Source organism: Plantactinospora endophytica (genome assembly GCF_016862915.1).
Lineage (GTDB): Bacteria > Actinomycetota > Actinomycetes > Mycobacteriales > Micromonosporaceae > Plantactinospora > Plantactinospora endophytica.
In genome coordinates this window covers 502,272-516,971 of the sequence record NZ_BONW01000021.1, presented here as the reverse complement: position 1 = coordinate 516,971, position 14,700 = coordinate 502,272, and the positions used below count along the sequence as shown (strand labels likewise).

The 14,700-nt window shown below is 73.5% G+C and carries 9 protein-coding genes; 5 read left to right on the top strand and 4 right to left on the bottom strand.

The window, feature by feature from the left end; translation table 11 throughout:
- Window positions 1-775: 775 nt before the first annotated feature.
- A complete protein-coding gene (locus tag Pen02_RS23350; protein ID WP_203868182.1) occupies window positions 776-2,197 on the bottom strand; it encodes a DHA2 family efflux MFS transporter permease subunit in 1,422 nt (473 codons plus the stop codon).
- A 175-nt stretch (window positions 2,198-2,372) separates the two neighbouring features.
- On the opposite strand from Pen02_RS23350, the gene Pen02_RS23345 reads away from it, so the two are divergent.
- Together Pen02_RS23345 and Pen02_RS23340 are read left to right on the top strand one after the other, a co-directional pair.
- The gene (locus Pen02_RS23345) at window positions 2,373-2,942 is read left to right on the top strand and encodes a TetR/AcrR family transcriptional regulator (RefSeq protein ID WP_203868181.1); all 570 of its coding nucleotides are present in this window, start codon (window positions 2,373-2,375) and stop codon (window positions 2,940-2,942) included.
- A gap of 111 nt (window positions 2,943-3,053) precedes the next feature.
- Window positions 3,054-3,800 (top strand): SDR family NAD(P)-dependent oxidoreductase, encoded by a 747-nt coding sequence (locus Pen02_RS23340; RefSeq protein ID WP_203868180.1) that lies wholly within the window; start codon window positions 3,054-3,056, stop codon window positions 3,798-3,800.
- Window positions 3,801-4,023: 223 nt separating this feature from the next.
- Here the strand turns inward: Pen02_RS23340 and Pen02_RS23335 are convergent, their stop codons facing one another.
- Complete coding sequence (locus Pen02_RS23335) at window positions 4,024-4,824, bottom strand: hypothetical protein (RefSeq protein ID WP_203868179.1); 801 nt, start codon at window positions 4,822-4,824, stop codon at window positions 4,024-4,026.
- A 175-nt stretch (window positions 4,825-4,999) separates the two neighbouring features.
- On the opposite strand from Pen02_RS23335, the gene Pen02_RS23330 reads away from it, so the two are divergent.
- Window positions 5,000-7,135: a BTAD domain-containing putative transcriptional regulator gene (locus Pen02_RS23330; RefSeq protein WP_239141119.1), complete on the top strand. Its 2,136-nt coding sequence runs from the start codon at window positions 5,000-5,002 to the stop codon at window positions 7,133-7,135.
- Here Pen02_RS23330 and Pen02_RS23325 read toward each other — a convergent pair.
- Window positions 7,123-9,837, bottom strand: a complete 2,715-nt coding sequence (locus Pen02_RS23325; protein ID WP_203868177.1) for a type 1 periplasmic-binding domain-containing protein — start codon at window positions 9,835-9,837, stop codon at window positions 7,123-7,125. The genes Pen02_RS23330 and Pen02_RS23325 overlap by 13 nt on opposite strands.
- 298 nt (window positions 9,838-10,135) lie before the next feature.
- Between Pen02_RS23325 and Pen02_RS41930 the strand changes: the two genes are divergently transcribed.
- The gene (locus Pen02_RS41930; RefSeq protein ID WP_239141156.1) at window positions 10,136-12,421 is read left to right on the top strand and encodes a RecQ family ATP-dependent DNA helicase; all 2,286 of its coding nucleotides are present in this window, start codon (window positions 10,136-10,138) and stop codon (window positions 12,419-12,421) included.
- A 70-nt stretch (window positions 12,422-12,491) separates the two neighbouring features.
- Here the strand turns inward: Pen02_RS41930 and Pen02_RS23310 are convergent, their stop codons facing one another.
- Entirely contained in the window at window positions 12,492-13,463 is a 972-nt protein-coding gene (locus Pen02_RS23310; protein ID WP_203868176.1) for a C40 family peptidase, read from the bottom strand.
- A 138-nt stretch (window positions 13,464-13,601) separates the two neighbouring features.
- On the opposite strand from Pen02_RS23310, the gene Pen02_RS23305 reads away from it, so the two are divergent.
- A complete protein-coding gene (locus Pen02_RS23305) occupies window positions 13,602-14,678 on the top strand; it encodes a DUF8832 domain-containing protein (RefSeq protein WP_239141117.1) in 1,077 nt (358 codons plus the stop codon).
- Window positions 14,679-14,700 lie beyond the last annotated feature (22 nt).

Genomic DNA, 14,700 nt, shown 5'->3' with positions numbered 1-14,700 from the left:
GGCCGCCGCGACGGGCGCGGGCAACCTGCCGGACGCCGGCCGGCAGGCCGTGGGCCCGTTCGACGTACCGCAGGTAGCGCAGTTCCAGCAGCGAGTGGCAGCCGTCCGCGACGTCGGCGAGCGCCGCCTCGCCCGCCGCCGCATCGCCCCGGCGATCAGGTGCGGCCGGGTCAGCCGGCGTCCGATCGCCCGGGCCAGCCAGCCCAGTGCCTCGTCCAGGCTGCCGGCCTGCTGAGTCAGGTCCAGCACCGTCTCCTCGACCCGGGTCTGCGGGAGCGACCGGGTCGGATGCCGGGCCGCCTCCGCCGTGCTGCTCAGGTGTACGACCACGCCGGCGATCCGCCGTATCCGCCGGTCGACCGGGAGAGTGAGGTGCACGGCGGGATGGCGCTGGTCGGTCAGGCCCTGCAACTCGGCTGCGGTCTGGTGGCTCAGCATCGCGTCCCGGCCGGCGCGCAGGAGTGCGGCCCAGAGCACGGCCGCCCGGGGTGGAGGGCCGGAGAAGGTGGCGAAGACCCGGCCGGCCATCGGCCGCCAGCGACCGGTACGCACCCGGTGCTCGACCTGCGCCTTCGTCAGCCCGCACGCGTACGCCTGCTGCCGGCTCAGCACCCCGTGCTGCCGACGAACCAACTCCTCGAACATGCCCACCGACCCTGCCCACCCACCACCACCCCCGCCACCCCCGCACACCCCCCTGTGGAAAACCCCCAGAGGGTCTTCCGGCATCGCGTAGCGTCCGGCCGGCCAGGGCGAGCCGGACGCTACGCGATCATCAGGGTCGGCGCCGGGGGAGGAGGAGGGCGATGAGGGCGCCGACGGCCACGACCACCGCGCCGACCAGGACGGCCGGGGTGAGACCGTCCACGAAGGACGTACGGCTGGTGTAGTCGCCGTTGGCGGCGAAGACCGAGGCGAGTACGGCCACCCCGACGGCCACCCCGAGTTCCCGGACGGTGTTGTTGGTGCCGGAGGCGACCCCACGGGATTCCTCGGGCACGCTGGCCATGGTGGCGGTGCTCATCGGTGCGAAGGTCAGGCCCATGCCGACCCCGGCCAGCGCCAGCGGTACGGCCAGCGCGGCGTAGTCGACGTCGGCGGTGCTGACCAGCGCGAGCCAGCCGAGTGCGACGGCCAGCATCGCCTGCCCGGCGACGACCAGGGTACGCACGCCGAGCCGGCCGACCAGCAGTCCGGCCAGCGGGGCGACCACCATCGGCGCCATGGTCCACGGCATCGTCCGGATGCCGGCGTCGAGCGGGCTGTGCCCCTGGGCCACCTGGAAGAACTGTGCCAGCAGGAAGACCGAGCCGAAGACGCCGACGGAGAAGGTGAACGCCACCACGTTCACCACGCTGAAGGCGCGGGACCGGAACAGTCGAAGCGGAAGCATCGGCTGCGGGGTCCGGCTCTCCCAGCCGAGGAACGCGCCGAGCAGCACACCGCCACCGATCAGCGCGGCCAGCACCCGGCCGGAGGTCCAGCCGTGCTCCTGCCCGTGCACGACTCCCCAGACCAGCGCGAGTACCCCGGTGGTGGAGAGGACCAGCCCGACCGGGTCCAGCCGGGACGCCGGCCCGTGCGACTCCCGCAGCACGGTCGCGGCCAGTACCAGGGCGAGCAGTCCGACCGGCACGTTCAGCCAGAAGATCCAGGTCCAGTCGAGTCCCTCGACGACCGCGCCGCCGACCACCGGGCCGACCGCGACGCCGAGTCCGCTGATCCCGCCCCAGATGCCGATCGCGGCGTCGCGGAGCCGGTCGGGTACGGCGGCGGCGAGCAGGGTGAGCGACAGCGGCATCACGGCCGCGCCGGCCATGCCCTGTACCGCTCGGGCGGCGGTGAGCATCCACGGCTCGGTGGCCAGGGCGCAGGCGGCGGAGGCGAGGGTGAACAGCGCGATCCCGGCGAGGAAGAGCCGGCGCCGGCCGACCCGGTCGCCGAGCGCGGCGGCGGTGAGCAGCAGCGCGGCGAACGGCAGCGTGTAGGCGTTGACGAACCATTGCAGGTCGGTCAGGGAGGCGCCGAGTTCGGTCCTGATCACCGGCAGCGCCGTGGTCACCACCAGGTTGTCCAGGGTGACCATGAACATCGGGATGCCGACCGCCGCGAGTACGGCAGCCAGTGGGCGGCCGGTGCCGGCCGGGCGTTCCGGCGCGGGTGGCCCGGCACCGTCGAGCACGGGTGCGCTGGTCATTGCGCGACTCCTTAGTTGTTATCCACTGATAACTTCACCGCTCCCAAGGTAGTTATCGACTGATAACATGTCAACGGCCGACCGCGAGGTCGACTGCTGACCACCAGGTCGACGGTTGAGCATCAGCGGGGAACGGCTGACCGGCAGCGGGGGATGGGAAGGAGTGGTACCGACCATGACCAGGACCCGGCTGACCGCCGCCGAGCGCGGCGAACAGCTTGTCGCCGCCGCCGTCAAGGCGTTCGCCGTCTCCGGCTACACCGGCACCTCCACCGACGACGTGGCCCGGCTGGCCGGCGTGTCGCAGCCGTACGTCATCCGGCTGTTCGGTGGAAAGCAACGGCTCTTCATCGCGGCGGTCGAGCACGCCGCAGCCCGGATCGAGCAGGTGTTCCGGGACGCCGCCGAGCGCTCACCCGACCTGGACAGCCTCGGCCAGGCGTACGACGAGCTGCTCGCCGAGCGGGACCTGCTCACCCTGCTCCTGCACGGCTTCGCGGCCAGCGCGGACCCGACGATCGGCGGCGCCGTACGCGAGTGTTTCGGAAGGATCTACCGGCTGGTCCGGGAACTCACCGGAGCCGACGCCGAGGAGGCCCGGGACTTCCTGGCCAGCGGGATGCTGCTCACCGTACTGGCCTCGATGCAGGTGCTCGGCCCCGGCGCGGTACCGCCCGAGCCGTGGATGGCGGAGCTGGCTGGATCGATCCACAAGTCGTGTGCGGAGCCGGAACCCGGCGGGTAGCGTGGCTCGCCGGCCCGGGCGGAGGACACCGGGCCGGCGGCGACCGGCGCCGGTCGGCGACGACCGACAGGGCGGCCGGAGCCGTGGGCGCGAGGGAAGCGGGGAGAACGGATGCCGGAACGACTCGCGGTGGTCAGTGGCGGCGCGACCGGAATCGGCGCGGCCGTCGCCGCAGGGCTGGCCGAGGACGGGTACGACATCATCGTGGTCGGCCGCCGCGCCGACCTGCTGGCGAAGGCGGCCGACCGGATCGGCGCGGAGTGCGGTCGGCCGGGCTCGGTCGAGGCGGTGCCGGCGGACCTGGCCGACCCGGCGCAACTGGGCCGGGTCGTCGAGGCGGTCGGCGGGCGCACCGTCGACGTGGTGGTGAACAACGCGGGCGGCTACCTGGGCGGCGACTCGTCCACACTGCACGGGGTGGCCGCGCAGTGGCGGGCCAACCTGGACAGCAACGTGCTCACCGCCGTACTGCTGACCGAGGCGCTCCGGCCGGCGCTGCGCCGCCCCGGCGGCCGGGTACTGCTGCTCAGCTCGATCGCCGCGCAGCGGGGCGGCGGAGGTCCCTACTCGGCGGCCAAGGCGGCGCTGCACGGCTGGGCGTACCACCTGGCCCAGGAACTCGGTCCGGAGCAGATCACGGTCAACGTGGTGAGTCCGGGGTACGTCGCCGACACCGAGTTCTTCGACGGCCGGATGACGCCGGAGGGGCACCAGCGGCGGGTCGACGCGACCCTGGTGGGCCGGGCCGGCGAGCCGGCCGACATCGCGGCGGCGGTCCGATACCTGGCCAGCCCGGCCGCCGGCTACGTGACCGGGCAGGTACTCGGCGTCAACGGCGGCTCGGTGTTCGGCCGCTGACCGGTCGGGAGCCGCCTGTGCCCAGCACGACGACGGCGTCAGCCGCTGAGCGGTCGGCGCCGCCCGTGCCCTGGCACGGCGACGTCAGGATCCGCGTCAGGATCTCCCTCCCCGCCGACACGGTAACCGGCCCGGGCACCGCGAGGCGGTGACCCGGGCCGGACGCGCGAGCGGGCCGGGTGGCGGTCCCCCGTGGCCCACCACCCGGCCCGCAGCCTCACCCTCAGCCGTTGAGCAACTCGTACGCCAGGGCCGGCGCGTTCTGTGCCTGCGTACCCGACGGCGCGGCGAGCTTCGGAGTGCTGCCGAAGTCCTGGTAGTTCACGACGTACTGGAACGCCTTGGCGCTGCCGGCCGCCGGCACGTCGAGGGTGAGCGAGGTCAGCCGCTCGTCGCCGTCGACCACCGCGTTGAACGGCACCTGCTTGGCCGCCTCGCCGAGCGCGGACATCTGCTCCGCCTCCAGCACCTTCGCCGCCTCACCCGAGGTGAGGTCGATGGTGCCGGAGTACTTGCCGGCGCCGTCCTCGTTGACCGTGGTCGCCGCCTGCACCAGCGGGCCGGCGTTGCCCGGATCGGTCCCCTCGTACGTCGGCACGTTCCCGGCGTCGGCGAGCTTCGTACGGTCCAGCTTCAGCCACTTGTTCGGCAGCTTGGGCAGCCCGGTCAGCCCCTCGGTACCGGTGAAGGAGATCTTCGTCCAGACGTCCTCGCCGACCACCCGGAACGCGATGTTCGTGGTGAAGCCGTGCTCCGGATCCTTGATCGCGGTGGTCAGCTCCAGCCCCTTCGCCGTCGGGTCCACCGAGCCGGAGACGTCCCCCGTGACGTCCTTGCCGGTGAACCGGAACGGTCCCTCGGTACCGTCCGGCACCGACTCCAGCAGCGTCTGCTTGGCCGTGACGGTGGCGACCTCGTCCTTCAACTGTCCGCAGCCGCCCAGCACGACCGCGACGCCGAGCAGTGCGGCCACCGGGCCGGCCGTGTGCCGGGCCCACCGTGCGGTGCGGGTATCTCTTCTCATTGCTTTCCCTTCTCGGGGTACTGCTGTTCGACGTCGGCAATGCTGCCGACCCGCACTGCCGCCGTACTGACCATCGGCTGCGCACCTGGGTCCGGCCACTGCCGATATGCTGCCGTCGGACTGCCGTGCGCTGGTCCGGGAGCTGTCGGGGGGTGAGGGGCGCATGGTGGAGGCGGTGCGTTTCGAGATCCTCGGGCCGCTGCGCGCCTGGCACGCCGACCGCGAACTCGACCTCGGTCCGGGCAAACAGCGGGCGGTACTCACCGTCCTGCTGTTGCAGGCGGGCCGGCCGGTGGGTACGGGTCGGATCGTCGACGCGGTCTGGGCCGAGGACCCTCCGGCGAACGGGCCCAACGTGGTGCAGAAGTACGTCGCCGGGCTCCGTCGGGTGCTGGAGCCGGACCGGTCGCCGCGTAGCCCGGGTCAGATGCTGCGCCTCACCGACGCCGGTTACCTGTTGCGGGTCGGCCGGGACGACGTCGACGCGCTGCGGTTCGAGCACGCGGTCCGGCAGGCGTCGGTGGCCCGGGACGCCGGCCGGCGGCCGGAGGCGGTGGCCGAGCTGCGGGCCGCACTCGACCTCTGGCGGGGTGAGCCGTTTCCCGGCCTGACCGGGCCGTTCTTCGACTCCGCCCGGCACCGGTTGGTGGAGATGCGTACCGGCGCCCTGGAGGTCTGGGCCGAACTCGAACTGCACCTGGGCCACCACCACGAGCTGGTCGGGGAGCTGGCCCGGCTGGTCGCGCAGTTTCCGGTACGGGAGCGGCTGCGCGGGCTGCTGATGCTGGCGCTGTACCGCGACGGCCGGCAGGCGGAGGCCCTCAACACGTTCCGTGAGGTACGCGCGCTGCTCCGCGACGACCACGGGCTGGAGCCCGGTGAGCAGCTCCAGGAGCTGCACCGTCGGATTCTCCGCTCGGATCCGACGCTGGTCGTCCCGGACCAGGGTTCGGGACCCGACGTCACGACGGCCGGCACCCCCGACCCGTCACCGTTGACGGTCCCGGTGTCCACGGACGGCCGCCAGGACACGATCCCGAACGCGCCGGACCCGACACCCGAGCCCTCGCCCCAGCCCTCGTCCGGGCCGCCGTCCCAGCCTTCGCCCCGGCCCTCGTCTGGGCCGCCGTCCACGCCGCCAGCTCCTGCCCCGACCACGCCGGCCCCACCGCCTGCACCTGTTACGCCGCCTGAACCTATTGCGCCGGCTGCACCTGTTACGCCGGCTGCACCGGCCCCGCTGGCTGCACCGGCCCCGCTCGGTGCGCCGGTTCCGCTCGGTGCGCCGGCTCTGCCGGGTGCGCCGATTACGCCGGCTGCGATGAGTGCGCCGCTGCCGCCGCCGGTGCTGCTTCCGCCGCCGTTGGTGCCGATCCCGCCGCCTCCGGCGGCCGGCCGGCGGGCGAGCGGCGAGCCGCACTGGACCAGCACCCTCGGCACGGTGCTCGGCGTGGTCGGCATCCTGCTCACCTTCGGCGTCCTCACCCCGCTGGTCGTCTACGTCTACGCGTGGCGGCGCCGGAGCTGGTGGCTGGCGGGAGCCGGCACCGGCTACGCCGGGATGATCGCCGGCTTCATCCTCGGAATGGAGAGCGGCGACCCGGACCCGGCCGCTCCGGCGACCACCGGGCAGGTGTTCGCGGTCCTCGGCCTCTTCCTGATCAACTGGCTGGGCGGCATCCTGCACGTGATCCTGATAAATCGCGGTGTCCAGCTCGTGCTCGGCGGCGGGCAGCGCCGACGCGTACCGGTTGTGCCACGCGATCCCGCCGAGCAGCGGGTACGCCGCGAGCACGCCCGGTACCTGCTCTACCACTATCCGGCGGCCCGGACCGGGCTGCGGATCGGCCGGCCCGACCTGCCACGCAACTTCGACGACGGCGGTCTGATCGACATCAACGCCGTCGCCGAACACGTCGTACTGGGGCTGCCCGGCCCGTCCCCGGAGCAGTGCCGGCACATCCTGGTCGACCGCTGGGTACGCGGACCGTACGCCTCGATCGAGGAACTTGTCGCACGGTGCCTGCTGCCGATGGACGTGGCCGACTCGCTCCGCGAGGTGCTGGTCTTCCTGCCGCCACTCGGCGGGCCGGGTCCCACCGGCCCGGTCCCACCGGCAGCGACTCCGCCAGCGGCGACTCCGCAAGGGCAGCAGGCGCACACCCCGCCGAGCCAGCCGGAGGCGCACGCCCCGCCTGCCCAGCCGCAGGCGCACACTCCGCCGGGCCAGCCGGGCACGCACACCCCGCCTGCCCAGCCGGAGGCGCACGCCCCGCCGGACGGGCAGCCGTCGCGGGCTCAGCCGACCTGACCGGTACGACCTGCCGGCTGGCAGCGCTGCTCGGCCGGGGCGTCGGCCGAGCCGCAGTGGAAGACCTCGACCGGCTCGGTGTCGACGTCGGTCACCCGGTCGACCCGGACCAGCGAGAGCCGCTTCGTCACCGGTTCGCCCGATTCGGCCGCGAACCGGATCAGGCCGCTGACCCCTGGATAGCCCTTCTCGGCGTTCTGCCGCAGCACCTCGGTGTGCACGCCGACCGGGTTGACAGCCCGGGGATTCCACGCGCCGCGCGGATTGCCGTGCCGCAGCCGGGCGGCCAGGCTCTCCACCGCGCGCACCACCATCGTCGCGGCGTCGTAGGCGAGGCTGACCCGTTCGCCGACCTGCGCGGCGGGGCCGCCGTCGTCCCGGCACCGGGGCGGGTCGAGCAGGTCGTCGGCCTGGATCCAGGCGAGGAAACTGGCGCGTACGTCGTCGCGTTGGTCCCGGGCGGTACGCAGCGCCGCGCAGGTGGCCAGGGCGGCCTTCGACACGTACGTGACCGGCAGGTTGCCCGGTGCACTGGCCCGCAACCCCGGATTGGCCATGTAGCGGTTGACCGAGTCGTCGCCGACCAGGTGTCGGGGTGGATTCGGCCCGCACTCCTTGAGCGCTCGGAGGAAGCCGTCGAACTCGGACCACCGGCCGGCGAAGATCAACACTCCGGGGTAGCCGCACTCCTGGGTCATCCGCTGGCCGGTACGCCACTCCTCGACCCGCGTCAGCCGGTTGCCGAACCGTTCGCGCAGGTCGCTGACGAGGGTGCCGACGTACAGGTCCTGTTCGAGGGAGCTGTTCTCGCCGGTCGTGTAGTAGGCGTGCGCGTCGCCGACCCGGAGCACCTGGCGGGCGTACTCGTCCATCAGCGCGGCCTGGTCCTGGTTGGGTGCGGAGATCTGGAGGTAGAGCTTGGAGTTCTGGTACATGCCGTCGGCGGAGAGCGTCGGCGCCAGTGCCGGCAGGCCGATCCGGTTCAGTTCGCGCAGCGCGGCGGCGGTGCTGGTGCGGCTCTCCACCAGCCCGACCACACCGAGTACCGTCGGATCGTCCCGGACCAGTCCTTCGAGCATCGCCACCGCCCGCCCGGCGTACCGCATCTGCTGTCCGGCGTTGGCGACCACCACCCGGAGCAGCGCCGCCCCGTCGGCAGCGGCCGACTCCTGGAGCAGCGCGTACTGCGCGGTCGCCATCCCCTCCAGCTCCTCGCGCTCGGAGACGTACGACTCCTCGTCGGCCCGGGTCCGGTTGCCGGTCAGGATGCCCAGGTAGACCAGGGTGACCAGTGGACGGCGCTGCGCGCTGCGCTGCCAGACCTGCTCGGCGGCGGCGTTCTGCCGGAAGATCCGGCGCTGCACGGCGCGGAGCCGGTCCTGCCCCGGGTCGCGGTTGAAGACGTGCCCCTCGGTGTCGCTGTAGCCGATGCACTCGCCGCCGACCAGTTCCACCGCGACCGCGCCGCCGAACGGCCGGGGATGGCAGTCCAGGTTCCACCGCGAGTTCACCCACACCCCCGTCCCGACGAGCAGCAGCAGGACGAGTGCGGTGGGCAGGAAGCGGCGGCTCCACCACGGCGGGCCCGGTGGGGTGAAGTTGAGCAGCCCGCCCCTCGGTTCCGAGCCGGCGCTCGGGTCGCCGAGCAGCAGGGCGATCAGCCAGGCAGCCGGCCGGCGCAGCCGCCGGGTCTCCGGCAGCACGTCCACCCACTCGTCGTACGCCTCCTCCGCGTCGACCAGGGCGTACGGCTCGGGCAGTTCCGGCGGGGGCTCGGCGCCGGCCGCCACCACCAGCAGCGGGTCGTTGCGCCCGGTCTCGTTGCGTACGTCGTTGACCAGCCGGACCAGGATGTGCCCCGGGCCACCGACGGTCACGCCGTCGAGGAGCAACACCGGATAGGCCGTCCGCCGCCAGCTCGACGGCCGCCAGAACCGCCGCCGGTACGCCTGCCGCAGGTCCTCCAAAAATGCGTGTACGAGCAGCTTGTTCACCTGGTCTGGCTGCTCGCCGTCCCGCCAGCCGGCGGTCAGCCGCTCGGCGAAGCCGAGGAAGGTCACCGACTGCCGGGGCGCGAGATACTGCTGGCGCATGAACCACCGGTAGTGCGGCCCGAGCAGCGGTACCCGGCCGGAGACCGCGACCCGGAAGACGGCACTCGGAATCGCCCGCCGGACCAGCCAGAACGCGAGCTGGTACGCGGTGGCGAAGAGGTCCCCGTCGCCGTTGCCGCCACCGGCCGGATCGTCGCCCGGCCGGGTGCCGCGCCGGTCCCGGAGCTGCCGGGCCAGCGCCGGACGGCGGTCCTCGCCCGCCTCCGCCGGCTCCGCCACGGGCCGGCTCAGCAGCCAGTCGGCCAGCGGATAGTGCCGGAAGCGCAGCCGCTCGCCGCCGAACGCCTCCAGCGAGAGCTGCCGGTGCACCTCCCGCAGCTCGGCGGCGATGTCGGTGCCGGGCGGCTCGGTCAGGTCGAGGACGGCGTGCGGGATGCGACGCTGCTGGCCCCGGCCCAGCACCCGGCGGAGCAGGGCGATCAGGTCCGGCGAGGCGGCCGAGCGGACCAGCCAGATCAGCGGCAGCCGCCGGTCGCCACGGCGTGGCCGGCGCAGCAGCCGGGCCAGCAGGGCGAGAAACTCGGAGCCGCCGGACGGCAGGCGTTCCCGTCCCGAGGTCGGCTGCCCCTGGGTCGCCACTCCGCGCATGCCCACCTCCGGCGGTTGCTTTGCGTGGCCCACAGATCACCACAGTGTCGTGGCAGGGACAAGAGTGCGCGTGCCGCGCCTCGGTAACGGTGCGACGGGTCCGGAGCACCCGGTCGGCGCCCGCTGGTAGAAAGGCCGAATGGGTGCTGACCGGAAGCCGGACGACGATCACGAGCCGGACGACGCTCGAATGCCGGACAACGCTCGAATGCCGGGCGGCGATCGCGAGCCGGACGACGCTCGGATGCGGGACGACGATCGCCAGCCGGACGACGCTCGGATGCCGAACGACGCTCGGATGGCGGTACGTGAGCGGGCCGAGGCGGTACTTCGCCGGCTGGCCGGTGAGCATGCCCGGCTTCGGGACGACCAGTGGCGGGCCATCGAGGCGCTGGTGGTCGATCGGCGCCGGGTGCTCTGCGTACAGCGGACGGGTTGGGGCAAGTCGGCCGTCTACTTCGTGGCGACCGCACTGCTGCGGCAGTCGGCCGAGCCCGACGCGAGGCGTACCGGCCCGACGGTGATCGTGTCGCCGCTGCTCGCGCTGATGCGTAACCAGGTGGAGGCGGCGGCCAGGGCCGGCATCCGGGCCCGCACCATCAACTCCGCCAACCTGGACGAGTGGGACGAGATCGTCGCCGAGATCGAGGCGGGCACGGTCGACGTACTGCTGATCAGTCCGGAACGGCTGAACAACCCGGACTTCCGGGACGGTGTCCTGCCGCAGCTCGCCGCCACCACCGGACTGCTGGTGGTGGACGAGGCACACTGCGTCTCCGACTGGGGGCACGACTTCCGTCCCGACTACCGGCGGCTGCGTACCTTCCTGGCCGGGTTGCCGGCCGGTACGCCGGTGTTGGCCACCACGGCCACCGCCAACAGCCGGGTCACCGAGGACGTCGCCGAGCAGCTCGGCAACGCGCTGGTGCTGCGTGGGCCGTTGGACCGGGAGTCGCTGCGGCTGGCCGTACTCGACCTGCCGAGCCCGGCGCACCGGCTCGGCTGGCTCGCCGACCAGCTCGACCGGCTGCCCGGCTCGGGGATCATCTACACCCTGACCGTGGCGGCGGCCGGCGAGACCGCCGAGTTCCTGCGCGGCCGGGGGTACCCGGTGGCGTCGTACACCGGGCAGGCCGACGACGCCGACCGCCGCGCGGCCGAGCAGGACCTGTTGGACAACAAGATCAAGGCCCTGGTCGCCACCTCCGCGCTCGGCATGGGGTTCGACAAGCCGGACCTGGGATTCGTGGTGCATCTCGGTGCGCCGCCGTCGCCGATCGCCTACTACCAGCAGGTCGGCCGGGCCGGCCGGGCCGTCGACCAGGCCGAGGTACTGCTGCTGCCCGGGGCCGAGGACCAGGCGATCTGGCGCTACTTCGCCTCGCTTGCCTTTCCGCCGGAGGAGCAGGTGCGGGCGGTGCTGCGCGCACTCGACCCGGACCGTCCACTTTCCACTCCCGCCCTGGAGCCGATCGTCGACCTGCGCCGGACCCGGCTGGAGCTGATGCTCAAGGTGCTCGACGTCGACGGCGCGGTACGCCGGGTCCGGGGCGGCTGGCTGGCCACCGGCGAGCCGTGGCACTACGACGAGCCCCGGTTGCGCCGGGTCGCCCAGGCCCGCACCGCCGAGCAGCAGGCCATGCGGGAGTACGCCTCGACCACCGGCTGCCGGATGGAGTTCCTGCGCCGCTGCCTGGACGATCCGGCGGCCACCCCCTGCGGCCGCTGTGACCGCTGCACCGCCGGCGGCACCGACAGCGGAGTGCGGTCGGATGGCGGTGCGCGGTCGGATGGCGGTGCGCGGTCGGATGGTGGTGCGCGGTCGGATGGTGGTGCGCGGTCGGATGGTGGTGCGCGGTCGGATGGTGGTGCTCGGTCGGACGGTGGTGCTCGGTCGGTTGGTGGGGTGCGGTTCGACGCCGAGGTCTCGGCGCCGGCACTCGCCGCCGCGCAGGCGTTCCTGGGCCGCCCCGGGGTGGAGATCCCGCCGAAGAAGCTCTGGCCGACCGGGCTGGAGGCGGTCGGCGTACCGCTGCGGGGCCGGCTCGGGCCGGGCGAGCAGGCGTACCCGGGGCGGGCCGTCGGGCGCCTCTCCGACCTCGGCTGGGGCGCCCGGCTGCGCGCGCTGACCGGGCCGGACGCGCCGGACGCGGAGTTGCCGGAGGACCTGGCGGGCGCCGTGGTCGAGGTGTTGAAGGCGTGGGCACACGGCAACGACCCGTGGCCGGCCCGACCGGTCGCCGTACTCGCCGTCGGTTCGCGCCGCCGGCCCCGGCTGGTCCGCGGGCTGGCCGACCGGATCGCCCAGGTCGGCCGGCTGCCGCTGCTCGGCGAGGTGCCGGCCAGGGACGGCGGAGCGGCCGGTGCCGGTCCGCGCGGCAACAGCGCCCAGCGGGTACGCACGCTGCACGGCGCCTTCGACCTGCCGGAACCGCTGGCCGACGCACTTGCCGGGCTGACCGGTCCGGTCCTGCTGGTGGACGATCTCGTCGACTCCGGCTGGACCATGACGATCGTCGCCCGCCTGCTGCGCCAGGCCGGCGCGCCCGGCGTGCTCCCGTTCGCGCTCGCCGTCGCAGGCTGACCTCGGCGAAGAACCCCCTCAGCGAGGACGGCCGAAGACTCCCCTCAGCGAGGGCGGCGGAAGAGTCCCCTCAGCGAGGGCGGCCGTAGCCGACGATCGGCTGGTAGTCGACCCGGTCGACCCGGATCCGCTGCCCGGTGCGCGGCGCGTGGATGATCTTCCCGCCGCCGACGTAGAGCGCCACGTGGTGCAGGTCGCGGTAGTAGAAGACGAGGTCACCGGGCTGCCGGGCGGCCCGGCTGATCCGGGTCACCGCTCGGTACTGCCGGGCCGCATTGTGCGGCAGTCGTACGCCGGCAGCCGCCCAGGCGGCCGAGGTCAGCCCCGAGCAGTCGTACCCGTCCGGCCCGTCACCGGCCCACCGGTACGGCTTGCCGAGCTGCGCGTACGCGAACCGGACGGCTCGACCGGCGGCCCCGGCGACCGGTTCGGGCAATTCGGGCAGTTCGGGTGCGGTCGAGGCGTACGGTTCCCCGTGCTCGGGTAGCTGGGCGAGCCGGGCCAGCTCGGTCTCGATCGCCAGCTTCCGCGCGGCGAGCTGGCGCTCCTGGCCGCGTTGCCGGGCGACCAGCGCGTCGACGGCACGCCGTGCCTCGGCCAGCCGCTCGTGTGCCTCGGTCAGCGCGGCGATCACCCGGTGCTGCTCCCGGGTCAGCCGGTCGAGCAGGATCAACGGGTCCACCAGGTTCTCCGGCGTGGCGGCGTTGAGCAGGGTACCCACCACCCCCAGCGCGTGGGTGTCGCCGGTCCGGTACGCCCGGGCGGCGATCAGGCTGATCTCGGTGCGGTGCTGCTCGATCGCCCGTTCCAACGGCCCCATCTCGGCGTGGATGGCCGCGCTGCTCGCCCGGGTCTCCCGCAACGCCTCGCGCAGGTCGTTGTACTGCTCGACGACGATCTCCAACTGCTCCGCCGCGTTGGCGATCCGTTCGGCGGGGTCGGCGGTCGGTGCGGCCCGGACCGGGGTGGGAGTGAGCGACAACGCCACGGTCATCCCGGCGGCGAGGGCGGCGGCGCGACGTGGCAATGCGGAGGTCGGCACGATTCGTCTAACGATCGATGCCGGACGGAGGCGACGCATCGAAGCTGCTCGGATGCGTACGGTGATGATCGTCGCTCTCCGGGAACGGTCGGTGACCGGCCTCGCGGCACCTCCGGGCCGGGGCGGTAACCTGCCGGCGTGACGCGTGAGCAGCCGGCATCCCCGGAGACCGGCCGGACCGAGCACCGGGACCGTCGCCCGGTCGACGGCCCGGTGGACGAAGTCGATGGCCCGGGGGACGCACTCGACGGTCCGGTGGACGAACCGGTCGAGTCCGCCGTGCCGGACCGGGCCACCGTGCGCCTCGCGCTCACCCTCGCCGGGCTGGTGCTCGCCCTGCTCGCCGGCTTCGGCCTCGGCCGGGTCGACACCGGCGGCACTCCGCCGCCCGGCGCTGTCGGCCCACAGCCGGCGACCAGCGTCGGCGACCACAGCCATCCACCGGGGATGGGCCCGCACGACCATCCGGCCGGCGGGGCCGGCAACCCGGGTGGCGTCAACAGTTCCGCCGAGCCGGGCGGGCTGAGCGTCAGCTCCGGCGGGTACACGCTGGTGCCGACCGCCACGACCTGGACCGCCGGCCGGAGCCAGGACCTGCGGTTCCAGGTGCGCGGGCCGGACCGCCGGCCGGTGACCGGGTACGCCGTGGTGCACGAGAAGCCGCTGCACATGATCGTGGCCCGCCGGGATCTCAGCGGTTACCAGCACCTGCATCCGACGATGGCGCTGGACGGCACCTGGAGCGTGCCGCTCACCCTGCCCGCCCCGGGCGTGTGGCGGGCGTACGCCGACTTCACCGCGCTGGACGGCACGGGCGGGCAGATCCCGCTGACCCTCGGGGTGGACCTGGTGGTCGCCGGTTCGTACGCCCCCCGACCGCTGCCGGCGGCGGCCCGGGAGGCGACGGTCGACGGGTTCACCGTCACCTACGAGGGCACCCCGCAGGTCGGGGCCAGCCAGCCGCTGCTGTTCCGGGTCTTCACCGGCGGCAACCCGGTGACCACCCTCCAGCCCTACCTCGGCGCGTACGGGCACCTGGTGGTGCTGCGCGAGGGCGACCTGGGCTACGTGCACGTACACCCGGAGACCGAGTTGGTGGGCGGGGCGGTGAAGTTCTGGCTCGCCGCACCCAGCTCCGGGCGCTACCGGATGTACTTCGACTTCCAGGTGGCCGGCACGGTGCACACCGCGGAGTTCACCCTGACGGTGCCCTGAGCCTCGGTCGCGATGGCCTCGC